Origin of the sequence: Micromonospora sp. NPDC050187, from assembly GCF_044459745.1 — a bacterium.
Classification (GTDB): Bacteria; Actinomycetota; Actinomycetes; order Mycobacteriales; family Micromonosporaceae; genus Micromonospora.
This window is the reverse complement of sequence record NZ_JBITJH010000013.1, coordinates 131,652-154,139: the sequence shown is the minus strand read 5'-3', so window position 1 is coordinate 154,139 and position 22,488 is coordinate 131,652. Positions and strand designations below refer to the sequence as shown.

The 22,488-nt window shown below is 73.3% G+C and carries 18 protein-coding genes; 4 read left to right on the top strand and 14 right to left on the bottom strand.

Annotation, left to right across the window (positions count from 1 at the left end; translation table 11 throughout):
* Positions 1-38: 38 nt before the first annotated feature.
* The 12 genes from ACIBJE_RS20695 to ACIBJE_RS20640 form a co-directional block, all read right to left on the bottom strand.
* Entirely contained in the window at positions 39-650 is a 612-nt protein-coding gene (locus ACIBJE_RS20695) for a TetR/AcrR family transcriptional regulator (RefSeq protein WP_396750643.1), read from the bottom strand.
* Positions 651-688: 38 nt separating this feature from the next.
* Positions 689-1,924, bottom strand: a complete 1,236-nt coding sequence (locus tag ACIBJE_RS20690; protein WP_396750641.1) for an acyl-CoA dehydrogenase family protein — start codon at positions 1,922-1,924, stop codon at positions 689-691.
* 83 nt (positions 1,925-2,007) lie between these two features.
* Positions 2,008-2,787 carry an SDR family NAD(P)-dependent oxidoreductase gene (locus ACIBJE_RS20685; RefSeq protein WP_396750730.1) on the bottom strand — a complete coding sequence of 260 codons (780 nt, stop codon included), beginning with the start codon at positions 2,785-2,787 and terminating at the stop codon, positions 2,008-2,010.
* 5 nt (positions 2,788-2,792) lie between these two features.
* On the bottom strand, positions 2,793-3,563 hold the full coding sequence (locus ACIBJE_RS20680) for an SDR family oxidoreductase (protein ID WP_396750639.1): 771 nt from the start codon (positions 3,561-3,563) through the stop codon (positions 2,793-2,795).
* Between the two features lie 43 nt (positions 3,564-3,606).
* On the bottom strand, positions 3,607-4,887 hold the full coding sequence (locus ACIBJE_RS20675) for an ABC transporter substrate-binding protein (RefSeq protein WP_396750637.1): 1,281 nt from the start codon (positions 4,885-4,887) through the stop codon (positions 3,607-3,609).
* A gap of 91 nt (positions 4,888-4,978) precedes the next feature.
* Positions 4,979-6,091 (bottom strand): branched-chain amino acid ABC transporter permease, encoded by a 1,113-nt coding sequence (locus ACIBJE_RS20670; RefSeq protein ID WP_396750635.1) that lies wholly within the window; start codon positions 6,089-6,091, stop codon positions 4,979-4,981.
* A complete protein-coding gene (locus ACIBJE_RS20665; protein ID WP_396750633.1) occupies positions 6,088-6,966 on the bottom strand; it encodes a branched-chain amino acid ABC transporter permease in 879 nt (292 codons plus the stop codon). The genes ACIBJE_RS20670 and ACIBJE_RS20665 overlap by 4 nt, the downstream gene beginning before the upstream one ends.
* Positions 6,967-6,995: 29 nt before the next feature.
* Positions 6,996-7,718: an ABC transporter ATP-binding protein gene (locus ACIBJE_RS20660; RefSeq protein ID WP_396750631.1), complete on the bottom strand. Its 723-nt coding sequence runs from the start codon at positions 7,716-7,718 to the stop codon at positions 6,996-6,998.
* On the bottom strand, positions 7,715-8,500 hold the full coding sequence (locus tag ACIBJE_RS20655; RefSeq protein WP_396750629.1) for an ABC transporter ATP-binding protein: 786 nt from the start codon (positions 8,498-8,500) through the stop codon (positions 7,715-7,717). The genes ACIBJE_RS20660 and ACIBJE_RS20655 overlap by 4 nt, the downstream gene beginning before the upstream one ends.
* A gap of 181 nt (positions 8,501-8,681) precedes the next feature.
* Entirely contained in the window at positions 8,682-9,794 is a 1,113-nt protein-coding gene (locus ACIBJE_RS20650; protein WP_396750627.1) for an acyl-CoA dehydrogenase family protein, read from the bottom strand.
* On the bottom strand, positions 9,791-10,948 hold the full coding sequence (locus ACIBJE_RS20645) for an acyl-CoA dehydrogenase family protein (RefSeq protein ID WP_396750626.1): 1,158 nt from the start codon (positions 10,946-10,948) through the stop codon (positions 9,791-9,793). Before ACIBJE_RS20645 ends, ACIBJE_RS20650 begins: the two co-directional genes overlap by 4 nt.
* A 134-nt stretch (positions 10,949-11,082) precedes the next feature.
* Complete coding sequence (locus tag ACIBJE_RS20640; protein ID WP_396750624.1) at positions 11,083-12,018, bottom strand: alpha/beta hydrolase family protein; 936 nt, start codon at positions 12,016-12,018, stop codon at positions 11,083-11,085.
* A gap of 318 nt (positions 12,019-12,336) precedes the next feature.
* Here ACIBJE_RS20640 and ACIBJE_RS20635 point away from each other — a divergent pair, with 318 nt between their 5' ends.
* Positions 12,337-13,110, top strand: a complete 774-nt coding sequence (locus tag ACIBJE_RS20635) for an SAM-dependent methyltransferase (RefSeq protein WP_396750622.1) — start codon at positions 12,337-12,339, stop codon at positions 13,108-13,110.
* A 46-nt stretch (positions 13,111-13,156) separates the two neighbouring features.
* Here the strand turns inward: ACIBJE_RS20635 and ACIBJE_RS20630 are convergent, their stop codons facing one another.
* Positions 13,157-13,729: a TetR/AcrR family transcriptional regulator gene (locus tag ACIBJE_RS20630; protein WP_396750620.1), complete on the bottom strand. Its 573-nt coding sequence runs from the start codon at positions 13,727-13,729 to the stop codon at positions 13,157-13,159.
* A 74-nt stretch (positions 13,730-13,803) separates the two neighbouring features.
* Here ACIBJE_RS20630 and ACIBJE_RS20625 point away from each other — a divergent pair, with 74 nt between their 5' ends.
* The gene (locus ACIBJE_RS20625; RefSeq protein WP_396750618.1) at positions 13,804-15,612 is read left to right on the top strand and encodes an ABC transporter ATP-binding protein; all 1,809 of its coding nucleotides are present in this window, start codon (positions 13,804-13,806) and stop codon (positions 15,610-15,612) included.
* Positions 15,613-15,814: 202 nt separating this feature from the next.
* Here ACIBJE_RS20625 and ACIBJE_RS20620 read toward each other — a convergent pair whose 3' ends face one another.
* Positions 15,815-16,693 carry a BTAD domain-containing putative transcriptional regulator gene (locus tag ACIBJE_RS20620; protein WP_396750616.1) on the bottom strand — a complete coding sequence of 293 codons (879 nt, stop codon included), beginning with the start codon at positions 16,691-16,693 and terminating at the stop codon, positions 15,815-15,817.
* Between the two features lie 189 nt (positions 16,694-16,882).
* On the opposite strand from ACIBJE_RS20620, the gene ACIBJE_RS20615 reads away from it, so the two are divergent.
* Together ACIBJE_RS20615 and ACIBJE_RS20610 are read left to right on the top strand one after the other, a co-directional pair.
* Positions 16,883-17,677: a hypothetical protein gene (locus ACIBJE_RS20615; protein ID WP_396750614.1), complete on the top strand. Its 795-nt coding sequence runs from the start codon at positions 16,883-16,885 to the stop codon at positions 17,675-17,677.
* A gap of 326 nt (positions 17,678-18,003) precedes the next feature.
* Positions 18,004-22,341 (top strand): S8 family serine peptidase, encoded by a 4,338-nt coding sequence (locus ACIBJE_RS20610; protein ID WP_396750612.1) that lies wholly within the window; start codon positions 18,004-18,006, stop codon positions 22,339-22,341.
* Positions 22,342-22,488 lie beyond the last annotated feature (147 nt).

The following is a 22,488-nucleotide window of genomic DNA, read 5'->3' as shown; positions in this document are numbered from 1 at the left end:
GTGTTACCTATCGGTAACGGGATGGAAAGAGGCGGCGGTCAGCGGGCGGCGGGATCGGCCAGCAGGGCGGCCACCGTACGGGCCATGACCGCGCGGGCCTGGTCCACGCCCAGCCCGAGACCGTCGCGCAGCATCGACCAGGCCGGCCACATGCTCGCCGCCACCAGGGCGTGCACCAACTGGTCCCGGCCCGGACCGGCCTGCGTCAACTCCGCGGCGAAGAGCTGCTCGACCTCGTCGCGGACCCGGTCGATGTGCTTGAGCCGGTTGCGGTGCAGCTGCTCGGAGACCGGCTCGCGCATCTGCGCGGCCCGGGCGGAGGGCGCGATGAGCTGGAGCAGCCGGGCCCGCTGCCGACAGTACGCGTCGACCCGTTTGGCCAGCGGCAGCGTGGGCGGAATCGGCCGGTAGGCGGTGTCCTGCTGCCGGAGCACCTCCTCGCCGCTGGCTTCGAAGAGGGTCTCCATGTCCTTGAAGTTGGTCCAGAGGGTCCGCAGGGAGATGCCGGCCCGCTCGGCGATGCGCTCCCCGGTCGGCCGCAGGTCGCCCTCGGAGATGAGCGCCAGGTGCGCCTCGACGATGGCCGCCCGGGTGCGTTCGGCCCGGGCGGTACGCCCGTCGACCCGGCCCGGTGCCTCGGCCCTGCCCATCCCGCCCTCTCCTCCCTCGCCGCCGGTCGTCCGCGAGTCTAGACGTGCGCCTCCTCGGGGTTTCGGGGCTGGTGGCGGCGCAGTTCCCGGCGGGCCAGCGACTGCCGGTGCACCTCGTCCGGCCCGTCGGCCAGGCGCAGGGCGCGAGCCCGGGTCCAGAGGCGCGCGAGCGGGGTGTCCTGGCTGACCCCGGCCGCGCCGTGGGCCTGGATGGCCCGGTCGATGATCCACTCGACGGTCTCCGGCACCACGATCTTGATTGCCTGGATCTCGGTGTGCGCCTGCCGGTTGCCGACCGTGTCCATCAGCCAGGCGGTCTTGAGCACGAGCAGCCGGGCCTGTTCGAGACGGACCCGGGACTCGGCGATCCAGTCCCGGACGACACCCTGCGCGGCCAACGGCCCGCCGAAGGCGTGCCGGTCGGCGACCCGCCGGCACATCAGTTCGAGGGCCCGCTCGGCCATGCCGACCAGACGCATGCAGTGGTGGATCCGACCGGGGCCGAGCCGGGCCTGCGAGATGGCGAACCCGGAGCCCTCCTCACCGACCAGGTTGCCGGCCGGCACCCGGACGTCGACGAAGTCGATCTCGGCGTGTCCGCCGTGGTCGCTGTCGTCGTATCCGAAGGTGCGCATGCCGCGCCGGACGCTGACACCCGGGGTGTCCCGGGGGACGAGGATCTGGCTGTGCTGCCGGTGCCGGGGAGCGGTCGGGTCCGTCCGGCCCATCACCACGAACAGTGCACAGCGCGGGTCCATCGCGCCGGTGACGAACCACTTGCGGCCGTTGACCACGTACTCGTCGCCGACGCGGTCGATCCGGGTGACGATGTTGGTGGCGTCGGACGAGGCGACCGCCGGCTCGGTCATCGCGAACGCCGACCGGATCCGGGCCTCCAGCAGCGGGGTGAGCCAGCGCTCGCGCTGCTCCGCCGTGCCGAACAGGGCCAGCAGCTCCATGTTGCCGGTGTCCGGGGCCGCGCAGTTGAGCGCCACCGGGGCGAGGCTCGGAGACCAGCCGGTGATCTCGGCGAGCGGGGCGTACCGCAGGTTGGTCAGGCCCGCGCCGTGCTCGCCGGGGAGAAAGAGGTTCCACAGGCCCCGTCGGCGGGCCTCGGCCTGGAGCTCGGCGACGACCGGCGGGACGGTCCACGGGTCGGCACGGTCACGGGCCTGTCCCTCGAAGACCGGTTCGGCCGGGTACACCCACTCGGTCATGAAGTCGGTCAGGCGTTCCCGCAGCCGTTCGGTCGTCTCGTCGTAGCCGAAGTCCATCAGAGCCTCCGTATTCCGGCGAGCGGGCCGGGCAGGCCCGGTCCAGGTGGTCGGCGAGCCGGGGCAGGTCCAGTCCGGGCAGCTCACCCATGCCGTTCCCGCTCCGCGTCGCGCTGGGTCCGGTTCATCGCCCGCAGCCAGCGGTCCGGGTCGCCGGCCCGACGGGCGTACCAGGCGGCGACCTGCGGGTGCGGCAGCACCAGGAAGCGGTCGTCGGCCAGCGCCTCGACGACGCAGTCGGCCACCTGCTCGGGCGTGACCGCCGTGTCGTCGAGCAGGGCGGCGCTCAGCCCGTCGGCGTCGGCCAGCATCGGGGTGCGGACCCCCTGGGGGCAGAGGGCCTGGACGGTGACGCCACGGTGGGCGTAGCTGGCCCGCAGCCACTCGGCGAAGCCCACGGCCGCGTGCTTGGTCACCGAGTAGGGCGCGTTGCCGAGCAGGGTGAGCAGACCGGCGGCGGAGGCGGTGACCAGCAGCCGGCCGCGCCCGGCGGCGAGCCAGTGCGGCAGCAGCGCGCGTGCGGCGTAGACGTGGGACATCACGTTCACCCGCCAGGCGCGAGCCCACGTCTCGTCGGGGGCGTCCGGACCGCCGCCGGAGGCCACCCCGGCGTTGGCGCAGAACAGGTCGATCGGGCCGAACCTGTCCCGGGCGGAGTCCACCAGGGCGGCCACCCCGGTGGGGTCGGCCGCGTCGGCGGGGCTGGCGTGCCCGCCGATCCGGGCCGCCACCGCCCGCGCCGCCGGGGCGTCGACGTCGTTGACCACCACCCGGGCACCGGCGGCGGCGAACCGGGCGGCCATCGCCGCGCCGATGCCGGACCCCGCTCCGGTCACCACCACGGTCGCCCCGGCGAGCGCCAGACCGGTCACCCGGTCGCCCGGCCGGTGAGGGTGACGCCACCGTCGAGGACGAGCGTCTGCCCGGTGATCCAGGCCGCCTCGTCGGAGGCGAGGAAGGCGACGGCCGCCGCGACGTCGCCGGGCTCCCCGAGCCGTCCCAGCGGGTACGCCCCGGCGACCTCGTCCTCCCGGTCCGCGTAGAGGGCCGCCGCGAACCGGGTCCGCACCACGGCGGGAGCGACCGCGTTGACGCGTACCGCCGGGGCCAACTCGACGGCCAGGCAGGCGGTGAGGTGGTCGACGGCGGCCTTGCTGACGCCGTAGAAGGCGATGCCGGACGACGCGGTACGCCCGGCGATCGAGGAGACGTTGACGACGCAGCCGCCGCGCGCGGTCATCCCGGCGGCGCAGACCTCCTGCACCCAGCCGAGGGTGCCGAGCAGGTTGACGTCGAGGATCTTGCGCGCGGCGGCCAGGTCGAGCGTGGCCAGGGGCCCGTGGACGGGGTTGACGCCGACGTTGTTGACCAGGATGTCGACTGGTCCGAACGCCTCGGTGACCCGGTGGACGGCCTCGGCGCGGTGGGCGGCGTCGTCGGCGCGGCCGGGCACGCCCACGGCGTGCGCCGGCCCGCCCAGGGTGGCGACCGCCTCGGCCAGTGCCTCCGGGTGCCGGGCGGTGACGCCCACCCGGGCCCCGTCGGCGACCAGCCGCCGGGCGACGGCCAGCCCGATGCCCCGGCTGGCCCCGGTGACGACGGCGACCCGCCCCGCGAGCGAGCCTGAATTTGCATTCATAGTGCGAATATTATGAGCGGGGCGGGTCGCACGTCAACGCCCGTCAGGAGGTCGGCACACCGTTGGCCGGGGGCGTGACCGGCGGCGCGGTGTACTCCTTGACCGGCCCGTCGCCCTCGTCGGTCTCGTACGTCGGGCCGAAGTAGCTCTGCACCCCCTCGCTCACCCGGGTCAGCCGCTGCCCGCCGTAGCCGGAGTGGTCGCTGTCGGAGAAGCGCAACGGCGCCAGCCCGGGGCCCTGGAACCCGCCCCTGCCGACGGCGGCGAGCAGCGAGTCGCGGGTGAGGTCCTTGCCGGCGGCGACGAGCACCTGCACGAAGAGGTAGCCGACCGCCATGCCGTAGACGGTGTTGCCGTCGAACGGCGCGTCCCCGTTGTGCTCCTTGTTGACCTTGGTGAAGAGTTGGATCCACGGGTTCGCGGCGTCGTGCTGCATCGGCAGGTAGTTGGCCCCGATCATCCCCTCCAGCAGCGGCGCGGCGGCACCGAGCTGCTGGGCCAGGGTCGGGTGGTCGCCCCCGACGTTGGACACCAGCCACTGCGGGGTGTAGTTCAGCCGCTTGGCGGTGCCGACGGCCAGCGCCGTGAAGCCGGGCACGGTGGCGAGGATGACGACCTGGCAGCCGGCGGCCTTGAAGGCGCCGATCTGCGGTGCGACGTTCGGGTTGCTGGTGACGTAGGTCTGCCGGGAGACGACCGCCTCCGCGCCGAGCACCTTCTCCACGCCGACCAGGCTGTCCCGGCCGAAGTCGTCGTCCTGGCCGAGGAAGCAGACCTTACGGCCGGGCAGTTCGGTCTTCACGTGGTGGGCCAGGATCTTGCCCTCCACCGTGTAGTCGGTGTTGAACCCGAAGGTGCCCGGATACTTGTCGGGCTGGTCCCAGCTGCGGCTGCCGGAGGCGACGAAGAGGTCCGGCACCCGGTTGCTCTTGAGGAAGTCGAGCACGCCGGTGTGGGTGGGCGTGCCGAGCCCGTTGAGGATGGCGAAGACCTTGTCCTGGAGGACCAGCTGCCGGACCACCTGCTGGGTGTTCGCCGGGTTGTAGCCGTCGTCCATCACCTTGTAGGTAATCTTCCGGCCGTGCACGCCGCCGTTGGCGTTGACGTAGTCGAAGTACGCCTTGGTGGCCGGAGCGATCTTGGAGTACCCGGCTGCGGCGGGACCGGTCAGCGGCATGTGGGTGCCGACCACGATCTCGGTGTCGGTGACTCCGGGCACCGACGCACGGCCGGAGTCGGAGCCGCCGTCGCCGCAGCCGGTGGCGGCCACGAGCAGGCTCATGGAGGTGGCGATCGCGAGACCGCATCGGGTGAGGCGTCGCATCAGGACACCGACCTTTCCTTGGTCCGGTTCGGGGGATCGGGTGGGGTGAGGCGTCGGCTGCCGACGAGCGGCGAGGCGCCGGGACGACGGTTCACGGCCGCCGCGACGGCCACCGGGCGCGCAGCGGCCGGACCAGGCGGGAGAGGAGACCCTGCACTCCGCCGGGCGCGGCGATCATGACGACGATCAACGTGATCCCGAAGATCGCCAACGGGAGGTTGCCCTCCAGCCGCTGGGCCAGGGCCGGGGAGAGGTCGAGCTGCTCGGTCAGGGTGTGCGTCAGGTCCGGCAGGGCGACCAGCAGGACCGCACCCCAGAACGCGCCGGCGAGACTGCCCAGACCACCGACGACCACGGCCATCAGCAGGAAGAGCGAGAGCGTCAGGGAGAAGGCCCCGGGTGAGGCGCTCTGGGCCAGCACCGCGAGCAGGGCGCCGCCGAGCCCGGCGCAGGCCGCGCTGACCACGAAGGCGAGGACCTGGGTACGCGCGACGTGGATGCCGGCGAGCCGGGCCGCCACCTCGTCGTCGCGGACCGCCCGGAACGTCCGGCCGAACCGGCTGCGGACGAGGTTGCCGAGCAGCAGCAGGGCGAGCAGACTGGCCGACCCGGCGACCCAGAGCTGCCACCGCTCGTAGGGGAAATCGAGGCCGAGCGCCGCCGGGGGCGGGTCGACCGGGACCGACAGCCCCTGCTCGCCGTTGAACACGCCGTCGAAGGTGACGGTCAGCGCCGGCACCACGACCGCGACGGCCAGGGTGACCCCGGCCAGGTACGGACCCCGCAACCGGGCCGCGGCCACGCCGACGACGGCGCCGACCGCGACCGTGGTCAGGATGGCCACCCCCAGCGAGACCGGGAGCACCCAGCCGCCGGTGATCCCCCGATCGAGGAAGGCGGTCTGGCAGAGGGCGACGGTGTAGGCGCCGGTGGCCATCAGCGCCCCGTGCCCGAGCGAGAGCTGCCCGTTGAGTCCGGTGAGCACGGTCAGCCCGGCGGTCGCGCAGAGGTAGGCGGCCACCGTGGCGAGCTGAAAGTTGCGGAACGGTTCCAGCTGGTGACTGACGACCAGCAGGGCCAGTGCGGCGACGACGGCCCAGGCCAGGTGACGCAGCAGGGTCGAGCCACGGGGCGCACCGGACGGGCGGGCGTCGGGACCGGCCGGCGGGCGCGTCGGTGGGGCCGCCGCCCGGGTGGCGCTCACACCCGCCTCGCGGTGACCGGGGCGAAGATGCCGCCGGGACGGACCAGCAGTACCGCGAGCAGCAGCACGAGCACCGCGAGGGAGGTGAGGTCGCCGCCGGCGTAGCCGCTGACGTAGGACAGCAGCAGGCCGACGACGAGACCGCCGACGACCGCACCGGGTGGACTGTCCAGCCCGCCGACCACGGCGGCGGTGAACGCCGAGACGAAGACCAGGTCCATCGCGTGCGGGTGCAGGCCCAGCTCGGTGGGGATGACCAGCATGGCGGCCAGGGCGCCGGCGCCGGAGGCGAGCGTCCAGCCGAGGGTGAGCATGCCGCCGACGTTCACCCCGAGCAGGCGGGAGACCTCGGGGGCGAAGGCCGCCGCCCGCATGCGGAGGCCGACCGCGGTGCGGGTGAAGGTCCAGGCGAGCGCGACCACGACCACCGCGACCGCCGCGAAGACGAACAGGTCGTACGGCGAGAGCACGGCGAGACCGCCGACGGTCAGCGCGCCCCGGTCGAACGGTGTCCCGACCGGACGGAACTCGTTGCCGTAGACCATGCCGAGGACGGCCTGGATCAGCAGCACCAGTCCGAGCGCGACGATCACCGGGTTGAGCGGGGACCGGTGGTCGACGAAGCGCATGACGGCCACGTCGACGAGCGCGCCGAGGAGCAGCCCGGCGACCAGCGCGGCCAGGAAGCCCAGCCAGTAGGACCCGGTGGCCGCCGAGACGCTGTAGGCCACGTAGGCGGCGGCCACGGCCATCGCCCCCTGGGCGAAGTTGACGATCCGGGCGGCCCGCCAGATGAGCACCAGGGCCAGCGCGAACGCGGCGTAGACCGCGCCCCTCGACAGGCCGTCGAGGGTGAGGAAGAGGAAGCGGTCCAACGGTCCTCCCTCCGGGGGACGCAGGTGGGTCAGAATCCGAGGTAGGCGTGGCGCAGTTCGGCGTCGTCCCGCAGTCGGGCGGCCGGCGCGGTGGTGACGACCCGGCCGAGTGCCATCACCACCCCCTGGTCGGCGATGGAAAGCGCGCTGCGCACGTTCTGCTCGACCAGCAGCACGGTCAGCCCGGTGTCGTCGCGGAGCCGACGCAGCAGCGCCATGATCTGGGCGACCACCCGGGGTGCCAGGCCGAGGGACGGCTCGTCCAGCAGGAGCAGCCGGGGTCGGCCGACGAGTGCCCGGCCGAGGGCGAGCATCTGCCGTTCGCCGCCGGAGAGCTGGTGGCCGAGGTGCCGCCGTCGCCGTGCCAGGGGCGCGAAGAGCTGGTAGACCTCGTCGAGAGCGCGGGCGGCGTCGGCGCGGTCCCGGCGCCACAGCCCGCCGAGGCGCAGGTTCTCGTCCACGGTCAGCTCGCCGACCACACCCCGCCCCTCCGGCACGTGCGCCATGCCGCGCCGGACCAGTTGCTCCACCGGGACGCCCCGCAGGTCCTCGCCGGCCAGGGTGACCTCGCCGTCGGTGGGGCGGAGCATGCCGGAGAGGGTGCGTAGCAGGGTGGTCTTGCCGGCGCCGTTGGCACCGACGACGGCGGCGATGGTGCCGGGCGCCACGGTGAGGTCGACCGCGTGCAGCACCGGCGCGGCTCCGTAGCCGGCGACCAGACCACGGACCGCGAGCAGCGCGTCGGTGCTCACGTGGCGGCTCCGTCGACGGCCGCGCCGAGGTAGGCCTCGGTGACCGCCGGGTCGTCGCGGATCTGCTCGGGGGTGCCGGTGGCGATGACCTTGCCGAAGTCGAGCACGGTCACCTCGTCGCAGACCGCCATCACCAGGTCCATGTGGTGCTCGACCAGCAGCACCGCGCAGGGGTCCGGGTCGCGGCGGGGCAGCCGCCGGATCAGCTCCGCCAGGTCGTCGATGTCCTCGCCGCCCAGGCCCCCGGCGGGCTCGTCGAGCAGGAGCAGTCGGGGGCGGGCGGCGAGCGCGCGGGCCAGCGCGACCCGCTGGCGTACGGCGAAGGGCAGGGTCGCCGGTGCGGCCCCGGCGTGCCCGGCGATGCCCAGCTCGTCGAGGACGTCGAGGGCGTGCCGACGCAGCCGACGCTCGTCACGGTCGCTGCGCGGCAGGCCGAACAGGGCCGGCAGGAAGCCGGCGCGGGCCGTGTGCGTGGCGCCGGTCATGACGTTCTCCAGCACGGTGAGCCCGGCGAAGAGCCCGGTGCCCTGGAGGGTGCGGGCGATGCCGAGCCGGGTCAGCCGGTGCGGGCGCGGACGCAACGGTTGGCCGTCGAGGGTCAGCGAGCCTGACTCCGGTGCCACGAAACCGCAGATCACGTTGAACAGGGTGGTCTTGCCGGCGCCGTTGGGGCCGATCACGCCCAGCACGCCGGCGGTGGGCACCCGTAGCGAGACGTCGTCGAGGGCGGTGAGGCCGCCGAAACGCACCCTGACCTGGTGCAGTGCGAGCCCTTGCTCCATCACCCATCCCTCGGATCGGCGGGGCCACTATTTACACGGCGAGTGTACTTTTTTCGCGCATTCCGTCAACACCTTCGATGCGTCGTTTTTATCGACCGGAAACGCCTTGCGCGCTTCGCCGCCGACGGTCCGTTGGCTCGACCTGGAGGCCCTGCATCGCCGGCAGCGTCTGCCAGGCGGGTCACGGTCGGGGCGCGTCCGGTGGCGGCGCGGGCAGGTCGACCAGTCCGGCCAGGACCGCCCGGTGCCGATCGGCCGTGCCGAACGCGACGGCGGTGCTCCTGGCGCGCTTCAGGAACAGGTGCGCCGGGTGCTCCCAGGTGAACCCGATCCCACCGTGCAGCTGCACACAGACCTCGGCGGCGGTCACCGCGACCGTCCCGCAGTACGCCTGGGCCAACGACGCGGCCAGGGCGGTGTCCGGGTCACCGCTGGCGAGACAGTCTGCGGCGTGCCGGGCCACCGCCCGCGCCTGGGAGACCTCCACCCAGACGTCGGCCAGCCGGTGCTTGACCGCCTGGAAGGAGCCGACCGGACGACCGAACTGGTGCCGGGTCCGCACGTGGGCGACCGCCAGGTCGAGACAGCGCTGGGCCACGCCGACCTGCTCCGAGGCGAGGAGCGCCGCGCCCGCGGTCAGCGCGTCGGTCACCGCCCGGGTAGCCGTCGCACCGGCGGCGACGCGCCGCGCCGGGGCGGCGGAGAACCCGATGTCGGCCAGAGGGCGGGTGGCGTCGAGCGAGACCACCGGTGTCATCCGTACCCCGGCTTCCCGGGCGTCCACCGCGTACAGTCCGTCGCCGGCCGGGACCAGCAGCACGTCGACCGGGAGGGCGTCGGCGACACCGGCCACCCTGCCGGAGAGCAGCGGACCATCGGTCGCCGCGACCGTTTCCGGGCGCGCGCCGGGCGCCACGGCGAACGGGACCGTCAGCGCCGCGACGCACCGCCCGGCGGCGAGCCGCCCGAGCAGTCCGACGTCCCCGCAGGAGAGCAGCGCCCGGGTGGCCACCACGGCGCTGCCCAGGAACGGCACCGGCGCGACCGCCCGACCCAGTTCCTCCAGCACCACCGCCACCTCGCGGAACCCGGCGCCCGCGCCGCCGTGCTCCTCGGGCACCGGCAGACCGGCGACGCCGAGTTCGCCGACCAGCCGTTCCCAGAGCGACCTGTCGTACGGCTCGTCGCCGTCCACCCGGGCCAGGGTCCGCCGCCACGGGGCGTGCGCGGTCAGCAGGGCCCGCACGCTGTCCCGCAGCGCCTCCTCGACGTCGTCGTAGAGCAGGTCGGTCACCGGTCCACCCGGGGTTCGGCCGGCAGGCCGAGCACCCGCTCGGCGATGACGGTGCGCAGGATCTCCGACGTCCCGCCCTCGATCGAGTTCCCCCGGGCCCGCAGGTAGCGGTAGGCGGCGGTGCGGCCGAGCAGGTCCGGCTCCTCCGGGCGGCACATCGTCCAGTCGTCGTACCGCAGCCCCTCGCCGCCGAGCAGGTCCAGCTCCAACGCGCTGATCCGCTGGGCCAGGTCGGCGAAGGTGAGCTTCACCGCCGATCCCTCGGGCCCCGGCTCACCGGCGGCGAGCTGCTGGCCCAGCCGCAGGGCGGTCAGCCGGGCGGCCTCGGCCCGCACCCAGGCGCGTAGGAGGTCGGCATGCAGGCCGGCGGTGCGCAGCTCGGGTCGCTCGCGCCAGGTGCGCGCCAACAGGCCGATCATGCCGCCCTCGCGGGGCAGCGGACGGCCTCCGATCGCGACCCGCTCGTTCATCAGCGTGGTCCGGGCGACCCGCCAGCCGTCGCCGACCGCTCCCAGGCGCAGGGTGTCCGGCAGGCGGACACCGGCAAGGAAGACCTCGTTGAACTCCGCCTCGCCGGTGAGCTGGCGCAATGGTCGTACCTGCACGCCCGGTGCGGTCATGTCGCAGACGAAGTAGGTGATCCCCCGGTGTTTCGCGACGCCGGGGTCGGTCCGGGCGAGCAGGAGGCCCCACCGCGCGCGGTGGGCCAGCGAGGTCCACACCTTCTGACCGTCGACCACCCAGTCGTCGCCGTCACGCACCGCGCGGGTGCGCACGGCCGCGAGGTCGGAGCCGGCGTCCGGCTCGCTGAACAGCTGGCACCAGACCTCCTCACCGGTCCACAGCGGTCGCAGCCACCGGTGGCACTGCGCCGGGGTGCCGTGCCGCAGCAGGGTCGGCGCCGCCATGCCGAGGCCGATGCTGTTGCGCCGGGGCCGGTCGTCCGGCGCTCCGGCGCGGGCCAGCGCCTCCTCCAGCACCGGCTGGTGGTGGCGGGGCAGGTCCAGTCCGCCGAGCCCGACCGGGTGGTGGACCCAGGCCAGTCCGGCGTCGAACCGGGCGCCGAGGAAGGCGGTCCGCCCACCGGCCGGGTCGTGTCGCCGGAGGAGCTCGGCGATCAGACCGCGCATCCGGGCGGCGATGTCGTCGGGCATGCTGGTGCCTCCGGTCCACTAATTGCACTCACAATGCAATATAGGTCGTCGCCCGGCCGGGCGGAAGGCCGCCGGACGGCACCGGGCCGGGGCGCCCCGGCCGGCACGGCCGGTCCGGGGCGCCCCGATCGGGGTCAGGAGCCGGGGCAGGTGTTGCGGTACTCCTCGACGTCCAGGCCGCTCGGGCCCGGGCAGAGGAACGGCTCGTAGCGGGTGTCGTTGTCGACGAACCGCTTCAGCCAACTCACCATCTGCTTGCCGACCAGCGCGTCGACCGACTGGGGGAAGAAGTGGCTCTCCCCGTTGAGCTCCAGGTACGCCTTCTCGGACGCGGCCGGGATGCTGCTGTAGAACGGCTCCGAGTGCGACGAGACCGGGGCGACGGTGTCGTACTCGCCGCCGATGATCAGCGTGGGAACCCGTACGTCCGACCAGGTCCGGTCCGTGTGCCACGGCGCGAGCGGAATCGCCGCCTGCAACGACAGGCGCGACACGGCGGCCTCGAGGCTGCCGCCGCCGCCCATCGAGTGGCCGGCCACGGCGAGCCGACTGCCGTCGATCCGGCTCCGGACGGAACTCCGCTGGACCAGGTAGTCGAGCGCGGCCAGCAACTGCCGGCCACGGCTGTCCGGCTGGTCGAGCGTGCTGTTGGTCTCGATGCCGATGACCACGAAACCGTGCGAGGCTAGCCTCGGCCCGAGCCAGCTGATGCTGGACCAGTAGGCGGTGAACCCGGGCGAGATGGCGATGGCACCGAAAGTGCCCTCGCTGGTGCTGGTCGGGTAGTAGATGACCCCGCCGCCGAAGCCACTGACACTCAGCGAGGAGACGGTCTGCGAGGCGGTGGCGAAGGGGCCACGGCTGGCCTCCAGGATGGCGCTGGTCGGGTTGGGGCCACGCTCGTACGGGTTGTCGGCGGCCTGCGCGCCGGACGACGCCGCCAGGACACCCCCGGCGGACAGGACGACGGCCGCGGTCAGCCTGGCCACGGCACGGACGAGGGAACGGGGACGGATGGTGGTGGGTGATCGCACGTCGGGTTCTCCCTGCTGGTGGGGTTGAATCGACATACATCAGTGTTAGGGTCGGGTCGGCGGGCCCGCATCGGCAAAATCACCGGTCACCACCACCGGGCCACCGCCGCACACCGCCCCGGGCTGCGGCCATCGACGGTCGCCTCGGCCCGCGACGCCGGATCTGGAACCGATGGTCCCGGGCAGCGTGACCTACCGTCCAAACCAGATGGACGTCCGGTGGAACCGGTGCAGGTGCACCCGACGCGCCGGCCGGAACCGCGACGGAGTGCGTGACCCGGAGGGTCCGATGTGGACTCGTCTTGTCGTCGTGTAGACAGAAGAGGGAACGTCTTCGGTGTTACGTTCGGCCGCATGCCGAACGAGCTCTTTCCCCGCTGTGGCACGTACGACCGGGACTGGGCGGAGGAGCACTCGCTGGGCGAGAACGTGCTGCACTTCGTCGAGTCGCTGACCGAGGTGATGGAGCTGCATCCGGGCATGCGGATCCTGGATCTCGGTTGCGGCCACGCCATCAGCTCGATCTTCCTGGCGCGGGAGTTCGGGGTCCGGGTGTGGGCGGTCGACTTCGGCGTCGACCCGTCCGCGAACCAGCGTCGGATCGAGGAGTTCGGGTGCGCCGACCTGGTCCAGCCGCTCCGCGCGGACGTCCGCGCGCTGCCGTTGCCGCACGACTTCTTCGACGCGGCGGTCGCCTTCGACTCCTACCGGTACTTCGGGACCGACCAGCGCTTCCTCACCGGGCTGCTGCGACACCTGCGTCCGGACGGTCGGCTCGGCGTCGTCGACGCCTGCACGAGCCGGGACATCTCCAGCGCCGAGGACCTCCCGCCCGGCCTGCGCCAGGAGTGGCTCGACGGCGGGTGGTACCTGGTGCACTCGATCGAGTGGTGGCGGCAGCACCTGACCCGGACCGGCCTGCTCGAGGTCACGCTGGCCGAGCCGCTGCCGGGCAGCGACGCCATCCGCACCCGGTACCTCGACCGCTTCCGTCACGATCCGGCGGAGGCGGAGATGGTCACCTTCATGGAGGCCGAAGAGGGCGGGTTCACCGGGTCGTTCCGGATGCTCGCCCACCGGACCGGCCGCCAGCCACTGCTCGAGGACGACGGGGAGACGCCGTACTGACCGTGCTCCGCCCGCTGGTCGTCCCGGCGACGCGGAGTGGCGACCGTCAGGCCGACTTGACCCCGATCGCCCCGTCGACGGTGCGCAGGACGAGGCGGAGCACCTCGTGCCGGGAGGTGCCGTTCTCGGCGAGGTAGGACCACCCGGCGTACAGCTGGGACCAGACGATGCTCTGCACCCAGCCCGCCGGCAGCTCCGGGTCGATGCTGCCGTCGCGGTGGCCGCGCTCCACCAACGCGGTGAACTCCGGGTCGCACCCCACGAATCCGCCAGCGGTCGGGTCGACACAGAGTTCCGGGTCGCTGAAGATCAGCGAGAGCAGGTCGCCGAGGTCGAAGTACTCCTGACAGAGCCGGCGTACGGCCGAGGCACCCGTCCCCTCCGTCGTCCGCGCCTGGGCGGTCGCACGGGCCAGCCGGGCGACCGCCTCGGCACCGACCGCGGTCAGCAGGTCGGCCCGCTCGGCGAAGTAGCGGTGCAGGGTCGTGCGCCCCACGTCGGCGGCGGTGGCGATGTCTCCCAGGGACGCGGCGCGATCACGCCCCAGCACCTCGATCGCCGCGTCGACGATGGCCTGGCGGGTCCGGGCCCGGCTACCGGACACCTGCGCGTCTGTCACGGAGGCAAGGATAGCAACATGCCTTTACGGAATATCGGTTGACTCAACTGGAACATCCATGTTCCATTCGGGGTATGGAATCATCCACCCGTGCGCTTCCCCGGTTGCGCACGCTCACCTCCTTCCTCCTTCCGCACCGCCGGACGCTGCTGCTCGGGCTGCTGCTCGGCCTCGCCGCGAACGCCGCCGGCCTGGCCACGCCGATGGTCACCAAGTGGGTGCTGGACACCCTCGGCTCCGGCGCGTCCATGGCCGGTCCGATCGGTGTCCTGTTCGGGCTCGTCGTCGTCGGTGCCGCGATCGGGCTCTGGCAGTGGCGGCTCCTCGGGACTCTCGCCGAGCACGTCGTGCTCGATGCGCGGACCTCGATCGTCCGGCACTACTTCCGGGCTCGGATCGGCGAGCTGCAACGCCGGCCCACCGGCGAGCTGGTCACCCGGGCGACCTCCGACACGCAGCTGCTCCGGGAGGCGTCCGGCAGCGTCGTCGGGCTGGTGAACGCCGGCATCGCCCTGGTCGGCACGCTGGTGCTGATGGGGGTGCTCGACCTGTTCCTGCTGGGCTGCACGCTCGTGGCGGTGCTGGTGGTCGCGGCGGTGATGGGCATGCTGATGCCCAAGATCGCCACGGCGCAGGTCGCCGCGCAGGAGTCCATGGGCCGGCTCGGCGGCGCGCTGGAGGGCGCGCTGCGCGCGGTCCGCACGGTGAAGGCCAGCCGGGCCGAGGCCCGGGTGACCGAACAACTCGCCGCGGACGCCCGGCAGGTCGCGCGGCACAGCGTCCGGTCCGCCCTGATCACCGCCTCCGTCTGGACCGTCTCCTGGACGGGCATCCAACTCGCGGTGATCGTGATTCTCGGCGTCGGCGCCTGGCGGGCCCAGCGTGACCTGCTGGAGATCTCCAGCCTGATCGCCTTCCTGCTGTACGTGTTCCAGCTGATGGGGCCGATCACCGAACTGACCCAGAACACCACGGCGTTGCAGGCCGGCATCGCCGCGGCCGGACGGATCCGCGAGGTCGAGACCATCCCCACCGAGCCGGCGGGCCCGGCCGACGCCCCACCGGCCCACCCGCCGGTCACCGACCCCGACCAGCCGGTGCTGGTGTTCCGGGGAGTCACGGCCCGGTACGGGCCGGACGCGCCCCCGGCCGTGCGGGATGTCGACCTGGTCGTCCCGCGACGCGGACACACCGCCATCGTGGGTCCGTCCGGAGCCGGCAAGACCACCCTCTTCTCCCTGGTCCTCCGCTTCCTGGAACCCGAGCGGGGGGACATCCTCCTCGACGGCCGGCCGTACGCCAGCTACCGCCACGACGAGGTCCGGGCCCGGCTCGCCTACGTCGAGCAGGAGACCCCGGTGGTGCCGGGGACCATCGGGGACAACGTGCGGTTCACCCATCCCGACGCGACGGACGAGGAGATCAGGGCGGTGCTGCGGGCCGTCCGGCTGGACGGGAAGGTCGACTCCCTCCCCGAGGGCCTGGACACCTCCCTGTCCTCGACCGACATCTCCGGCGGACAGCGGCAACGCATCGCGCTCGCCCGCGCCATGCTGCGCACCCCCGACGTGCTGCTGCTCGACGAGGCGACCGCGCAGGTCGACGGCCTGACCGAGGCGGCGTTGCAGGAGTGCATCCGGCAGCGGGCGGCCAACGGCGCGGTCGTGACCATCGCGCACCGGCTCTCCACCGTGCTCGACGCCGACCGGATCGTGGTGCTGGAGGACGGTCAGGTCCGCGCCCAGGGCACGCACGCCGAACTGCTCGCCGGTGACGACCTCTACCGCCGGCTGGTCGAGGCGCTGCGTATCGCGGCCGAGGAGAACGCCGACGGCCACCCACCGACGGCACCGGCTCCGGAGCCGGTCGTCGCCGCCCGATAGCGCCACCGGGTCGTCCCGGTCGGCGGCGGGCGGGGGCCGGGGTCACCGCGATCAGCCACCGTCCTCGCCCGCCTCCACCGGGGCCGCCCGCCGGTCGCGTTCAGCTCCGGAGCTGGTCGGCCAGGGTGAGGAACGGGTACGAGCAGGCCCTGCGCGGCCTGCGGACGGACGGGACCGACGCCCTCGAACAGCACCGGGTAGGTCACGGGGACGGTCGTCTCGGCGCACGCCGACGTACCCCGGGAACACGCCCGGCCAGGGGGCGACGGAGCCGGTGCCGAGCGGACACGGCCGGGGCGGCGGCGAGGGCCGGTGCGAGCGTCTCGTCATGGTGGAGGATCGCGGCCTCGATCCGCCGCAGGGCCGGCCCCGGGTCCGCGCCGAGCTGCTCGGCCAGGGTCCGGCGGGCACGCCGGAGCGCGGCGAGCGCGTCACCCTGACGGCCGGCCCGGTAGAGCGCGGTGGCCAGCAGCTCCCACCCCCGCTCCCGCAGGGGCTCCTCGACGACCAGCGCCTCCAGCTCACCGATCAGGCCGGCATGCCGTCCCGCCTGGAGCAGGGCCGTCAACCGCAACTCCACGGCGGTGGCGCGGGCCGCCTCCAGCCGGGTCACCGCCGGCAGGACGAAGGGCACGTCGCCGAGGTCGGCGAAGGCCGGACCCCGCCAGAGGGCCAGCCCGGTGTCGAGGGTGGCCGCCGCCTCGACGGGCCGCCCCCGATCGAGCAGCATCGCACCCCGGTCCACCAGCGCCGTGAACCGTTCCGCGTCGACCCGCCCCGGTGGCAGGCGGATCGCGTAGCCGGTCCCCGCGTGGACGAGCACGTCACCCTGGCGGGCCGCGTGCTCCGGCTCCAGCGCGCGCCGCAGGCCGGCGACGTATCCGTAGAGCGTGGCGCGGCTGGCGACCCGGTCGCGGTCGCCCCACACCAGCTCCCGCAGCCGGTCCACGGGCAGCATCCGACCCTGGGCGACCAGCAGCGCCGCCAGCACCATCCGCTGCCGACGACCGCCGAGCGCCACCGGCCGGCCGGCACGCACGGCCCCGACCGGACCGAGCACACACAGGTCGACACCGATCACCGCTGTCCTCCCCTCCCCCACCCGTCATCCCCTCCGGATCCGTGCCGGCGTCGACCGATCACGACGGTTCCCTGTCGATCACAGGAGACGCCGTCGGCCGTCGGGAAGGTTGGGCGCCGAGAAGTCGGGTAGCCGACTGTCCCGACGGTTTCCCAGACGGATCCCAGACCGGGCCGATTCGCTGCCGGCATGAGACGTTTCCTCGCGGTCCTCGCCGGGGCGGTGATGGCGGCCACCGTCGCCGTCGCCACCCCCGCCGCCGCCCAACCCCACTGCGACGTTCCGTCGCCCCCGCCGATCTGCGACGAGCCGATCGAGGACCCGCCGCCGCCGGAAGGCAGCGACAAGTCGCCCACCGGCCGGGTCGAGTCGTACGGCTACGCCAACGGTCTCTTCCACATGAGCGGTTGGGCCCGGGACGTCAACGGCGGGCCGGTGACGATCTGGGTCAACGTGGACGGGCCGTTCGTCGCCGCGCACACCGCCCTGCACTGGCACGCCGGTCAGGGCGCGAACGTCGGCTTCGACATCACCGTGCCCGCACCGTCGACCGTCGGCACCCACCAGGTGCTCGTCACCCTCGTCAACGTTCCCGACGGCACCCAGCCGGCAGCGCCGTACTCGGTCCTGTTGAACTACCTGACCTACACGGTCGAGCCCACCGCGCCGACCAACCTCAGCCTGACGCCCGTCGTCACCAACGGTCAGGACGCGATCGTCGTGGGCTTCACCGACCTCTCCACCGCCGAGGAGGGCTACTCGATCACCTACGACTGGATGGCCCGGCGGATGAACGACAACGGGCACTGGGTGCTCACCCCAGAGTCCCGCACCGTGCACGTCGGCCCCGGGGCCGGGACCGGCTGGTACAGCCACACGGTCACCGGACTCGTGTCGAACACCTTCTACCGCTTCTACGTCCGCACGAAGGAGAACGGCCGGCTCTCCACGCCGACGACCGGCGGGGTCTCCACCCTCGACTGACAGTCTCCGTCCCCGACGGCTGCCCTCGGCCCCCGTGCGGCGGCGTGCCCGGCACACCGCCGCGCGGGGGTGCCGCTGGCGAGCGCTTCATCGTCCGAACGGCCATCCCGCACCGTTCGGACGGCTCGGCGCCGCCCCACCGAACGGCGCTTCCGTCGACCGATCGACACGGCAAGGCATCCAGGAATGCACACAGGTCATTGCCGCTCCTTCGATGATCATCTAAGTTGGCACACGATCGCGCCGAGCAGCCCGAGCTCTCCCCGGCTCTGAGCAGACAGCGACCCATCGATCGATCGCGCCGCACGGTGACTGAGGAGCGCACGGTGGCACAGCCCCGCTATCCAAGAAGACGAACCCTGACGACCCCCTCCCGCCTGGTCACGGTGGTGGCCGCGAGCACCCTGCTGCTCGCCGGCATCACCGTGCCCGCCGCGGCGGCGCCCACCCGGGCACCGCTGCCGGGCGGCCAGGACACGACGGAGCAGCCGAAACCCGAGCAGCAGCAGTCCCCGAGCGGGCTGTGGCTGGTGCGGCTGGACCAGCCGTCGCTGGTGGCCGCCCGTACCGCCGCCGCACCCGCCGGCCGAGTCGACACCCGGTCTGCGGCCAGCACCTCGTACGCCCGGGACCTGGCCCGGCAGCAGGACACGGTGGTCGACGAGATCGAGGCCACGCTCGGGCGCTCGGTCCGGGTCGCGCACACCTACCGGAACGTGGTCAACGCCCTGGCGGTCGCGGTCAGCGCAGAGGAGGTCCGAGCCCTGGCCGATGTGCCGGGAGTGGCCGAGGTCGTCCCGGACGCCACCCTGACCCTGGAGACCGACACCAGCAACGCGCTCATCCAGTCCGGCGCGATCTGGGAGGGCCGGACCCCGGAGCAGGTCGCCACCCGTGGCGAGGGCGTCGTGGTCGGCATTCTGGACTCCGGCGTCAACCCGGAGCATCCGTCGTTCGCGGCGGTGGACGGCGAGGGCTACCGGCACACCAACCCGCGCGGTGCCGGCCGGTACGTGGGCGTCTGTGACCCGGCCAGCCCGCACCACGATCCGATCTGCAACGACAAGTTGATCGGCGCCTGGGCGATGACCGGCACCAGCGCCCGGGACGACAACGGGCACGGCAGCCACACCGCCTCGACCGCCGCCGGCAACCGGCACCGGGCGAGCGTCACGGTGGGGGCGGACACGCACGAGCTGACCGTCTCCGGGGTCGCGCCCCGCGCCAACATCATCTCCTACAAGGTGTGCGTGACGACGCTCTGCTTCTCCTCCGCGTCGATCGCGGCGGTGGACCAGGCGATCGCCGACGGCGTGGACGTGCTGAACTACTCGATCTCCGGCCGGGACGACCCCTGGAACGACCTCGTCGACCAGGCGTTCCTGGAGGCGTACCAGGCCGGGATCTTCGTCGCCGCGTCCGCCGGCAACAGCGGCCCGGCCGAGCGGACCGTGGCGAAGACCGCGCCGTGGAACGCCTCCGTCGCCGCGGTCAGCCACGAGCGGATCGTCGCCCACCGGCTGGACGTGACCGGACCGACACCGGTCCCACCGGCACTCACCGGCATCGCCGCGGTGCTCGGCGAGGGCTCCCCCGCCCCGCCCATCGAGGGTGAGATCCGGTACTCGGGCACCGTCGACCCGGACAACGAGCAGGGCTGTGCGATGTTCCCGCCGGACGTGTTCCGGAACCGGGTGGCGCTGATCCCCAGGGGCGGCTGCGACTTCTCCGTGAAGGTCCGCAACGCGGCCGCCGCCGGCGCCACCGGCGTGGTCGTGCACACCCAGTACGGCGGCCCGCCGATCACCATGGGCGCGCTCACCGGCAGCACCCTGCCCGCCGTGATGGTCAGCCTCGCCGACGGCAAGCGCCTGCGCGACCACCTGGCCGCCACCTCCGGCCCCGTCACCGTACGCGTGGGCGCCGGCAGCGAGGTGCTGCGCGACGGGGCGTGGACCGACGTGGTGACCGACTTCAGTTCCCGGGGACCGAGCCAGTTCGACATGCTCGCACCCACCGTGGCCGCCCCGGGCCGCAACATCCTCGCCGCCACCGTCGGTACGAAGGGCGAACCGGTCCGATACGCGTTCATGCAGGGCACCTCCATGGCGTCCCCGCACGTGGCCGGCGCCGGCGCGCTGCTGGCGGCGCTGCACCCGGACTGGTCGCCGACCCGGATCCGCTCCGCGCTGGCGGTCACCGCCGACCGGGACGGAGTGGTCAAGGAGGACGGCGTCACGCCGGCCGACGCGTTCGACATGGGCTCCGGGCGGATCAACCTGGGCCAGGCCGCCCGGACGGGTCTCGTGCTCGACGAGACCGCCGAGAACTTCGTCGCAGCCGACCCCGAGGCGGGCGGTGAGCCGCAGACGCTGAACCTGCCGGCCGTCGTCGAGCACCACTGCCTGCAGGTCTGCACCTTCACCCGTACGGTGTCCAGCGTGGCCACGGTGGCCGCGACCTACCAGGTGACGGCGCAGGCCGCGGAGGGTGCGCGGGTGACGGTCACGCCGGCCCGGTTCACCCTGGCCGCCGGAGCCCGTCAGGAGCTGACCGTCACCGTGGACGTCACCGGGACGCCCCGGGACGGCTGGCTGTTCGGCGCGATCGAGTTGACCACCGACGCCACGCACGGCACGGGCGGACCGGAGATCGCCGACGCGCACCTCCCGGTCGCCGTCCGACCCGCCGCGCCGGAGCTGACCGTGAATCCGACCAGCCTGAGCAGCAGCATGGACGTGGCGCAGAGCGAGCGGCACACCGTCACGGTGGGCAACGCCGGAGGTGCCACGCTCACCTGGCGGGCCACCGGCGACGGCGACGACTGCGCCTGGCCGTCCTGGGTGAAGGTGACGCCGGCCCAGGGAACGTTGGCCCCGTTCAGCAACCAGCAGGTGGAGATCACGTTCGACTCGACCGGCCTGGACGACGGCGGTGACTTCCGGGCCGAACTCTGTCTCGCCAGCAACGACCCGAAGCGGCCGGCCGCGCCGATCGCCCTGGAACTGTCGGTCGTGCCGGTGCCGGAGATCGAGGTGGCACCCCGCTCCCTGTCGTCCCGGCAGCCGGCCGGGCTGGTCACCACGCGGTCGTTCACGGTGCGCAACACCGGGCACGGCGTGCTCGACTGGCGGCTCGACGATCCGGACGCCGGTCCGGACGAGCAGCGGGTCAGGCTCCTGCGCGACGGGGTCCTGCTGATCCCCAACTCGGGTAGCGCCACCCGTGGGGTGATGGCCTTCGACCCGCACTCCGGGAAGCTGATCGACCCGCAGTTCGTCAAGCACGTCCCGTGGGACACGTCGACCAGCCTGTACACACCGTTCCAGATCGTCGCCAAGCCGGACGGCACCGGGTTCCTCATGTCCGACCAGGTGCAGTCGGTGGTCACCGAGCACGGCCTCGACGGCAGCTTCCACCGGGTGTTCGCCCCGGCCGGCGGAGTGGACGACCCGGCGGTCATGGCCAACACCCGGGGCATGGCCCTCTCCCCACGTGGCACCGTCCTGGTGACGGTCGCCGGGCAGGGCAACGCCCACTCGGTGGTCGAGTTCGACGCCGACGGAACGTACCTGGGCACGTTCGTCGCGCCCGGTGCGGACGGGCTGAAGAGCCCGTGGGGGATCACCTTCCGCGGCGACGACGTGCTCGTCTCCGGCAGCGACAGCGACGCCATCCACAGCTTCAGCCGGGACGGCAAGCGCGCCAACCCCCGCTTCTTCGAGGGGCTGAGCTGGCCCGGCCAGATGGTCGAGCAGGCAGACGGCAACATGCTGGTGGCGAGCTGGGGCAGCGGCTCCACACCCGGGGTGTGGGAGATGGACCGGAACGGCAAGCTGATCGGCGTCTACACGCCGCCCGGCGGCACCGGCTACCAGGGCGTCCACCCACTCGGCAACGGCAACATCCTGGTCACCAGCTCGCGCGGCGTGCACGAGATCGACCGAAGCGGCCGGCTGGTCGAGGTCGAGAACGACAAGGGCGCGGCCCGGTTCGTCAGCCACGTCCGGCTGCCCGACCTGCAACCGTGCGTCACCCCGGACGAGGTGCCGTGGCTGTCCGTCGACCGGGCCTCGGCCGGCACCGGCGCCGGCCGCAGCACCGAGGTGAAGGTCTCGCTGGACAGCACCGGCCTGGCCGCCGGCACGTACCGGGCCCAGCTCTGCGTCACCAGCGACGACGCGACCACGCCCCTGGTCACGCTGCCGGTGACGATGGAGGTCACCGACCAGACCTGCGACCGGGTGATCAAGGGTGAGTACCGGGGGCCGGTGCGGACCGGCACGACGGTGACCTGCCTCGCGCCGGGTGCCACGGTGTCCGGTCCGGTGACCGTCGACAAGGGAGCCGGGCTGATCGCGCTCGACGCCGCCGTCTCGGGCCCGGTGACCGCCACCGGAGCCCGGGTGGTGGAGCTGACCGGCAGCCGGGTCGACGGTCCGGTCTCGGTCACCGCCGGCACCGGTCGCGTCGCGATCAGCGCGACGCGGGTGACCGGCCCGATCAGCCTGGTCGACAACCGCACCGGAGACAACCCGGTCGTGGTCTCCGGCAACCGGATCGAGGGACCCCTGCGGTGCGTGGGCAACCAGCCCGCACCGACGAACGACGGGGTGGCCAACACGGTCAGCGGACCACGCTCCGGCCAGTGCGCCGGGCTGTGACCGCAGTACCGGCCCGGAGGTGAACCGGCCCCGGCGGGGGGGGGGGGCGGCCCCCCCCCCCCCCGGGGGCCCCCCGGGCGGGGGGGTGCGACACACCCGCCCCCCCCCCAGAGGCGTGGCATTACGGTCAAAACAAGGAACAACGGG

Bases quoted from the DNA above. Each gene is read 5' to 3' on its own strand.
- ACIBJE_RS20695 (WP_396750643.1), bottom strand. From the start codon at position 650: ATGGGCAGGGCCGAGGCACCGGGCCGGGTCGACGGGCGTACCGCCCGG.
- ACIBJE_RS20690 (WP_396750641.1), bottom strand. From the start codon at position 1,924: ATGGACTTCGGCTACGACGAGACGACCGAACGGCTGCGGGAACGCCTG.
- ACIBJE_RS20680 (WP_396750639.1), bottom strand. From the start codon at position 3,563: ATGAATGCAAATTCAGGCTCGCTCGCGGGGCGGGTCGCCGTCGTCACC.
- ACIBJE_RS20675 (WP_396750637.1), bottom strand. From the start codon at position 4,887: ATGCGACGCCTCACCCGATGCGGTCTCGCGATCGCCACCTCCATGAGC.
- ACIBJE_RS20655 (WP_396750629.1), bottom strand. From the start codon at position 8,500: ATGGAGCAAGGGCTCGCACTGCACCAGGTCAGGGTGCGTTTCGGCGGC.
- ACIBJE_RS20645 (WP_396750626.1), bottom strand. From the start codon at position 10,948: ATGCCCGACGACATCGCCGCCCGGATGCGCGGTCTGATCGCCGAGCTC.
- ACIBJE_RS20640 (WP_396750624.1), bottom strand. From the start codon at position 12,018: ATGTCGATTCAACCCCACCAGCAGGGAGAACCCGACGTGCGATCACCC.
- ACIBJE_RS20635 (WP_396750622.1), top strand. From the start codon at position 12,337: ATGCCGAACGAGCTCTTTCCCCGCTGTGGCACGTACGACCGGGACTGG.
- ACIBJE_RS20625 (WP_396750618.1), top strand. From the start codon at position 13,804: ATGGAATCATCCACCCGTGCGCTTCCCCGGTTGCGCACGCTCACCTCC.
- ACIBJE_RS20615 (WP_396750614.1), top strand. From the start codon at position 16,883: ATGAGACGTTTCCTCGCGGTCCTCGCCGGGGCGGTGATGGCGGCCACC.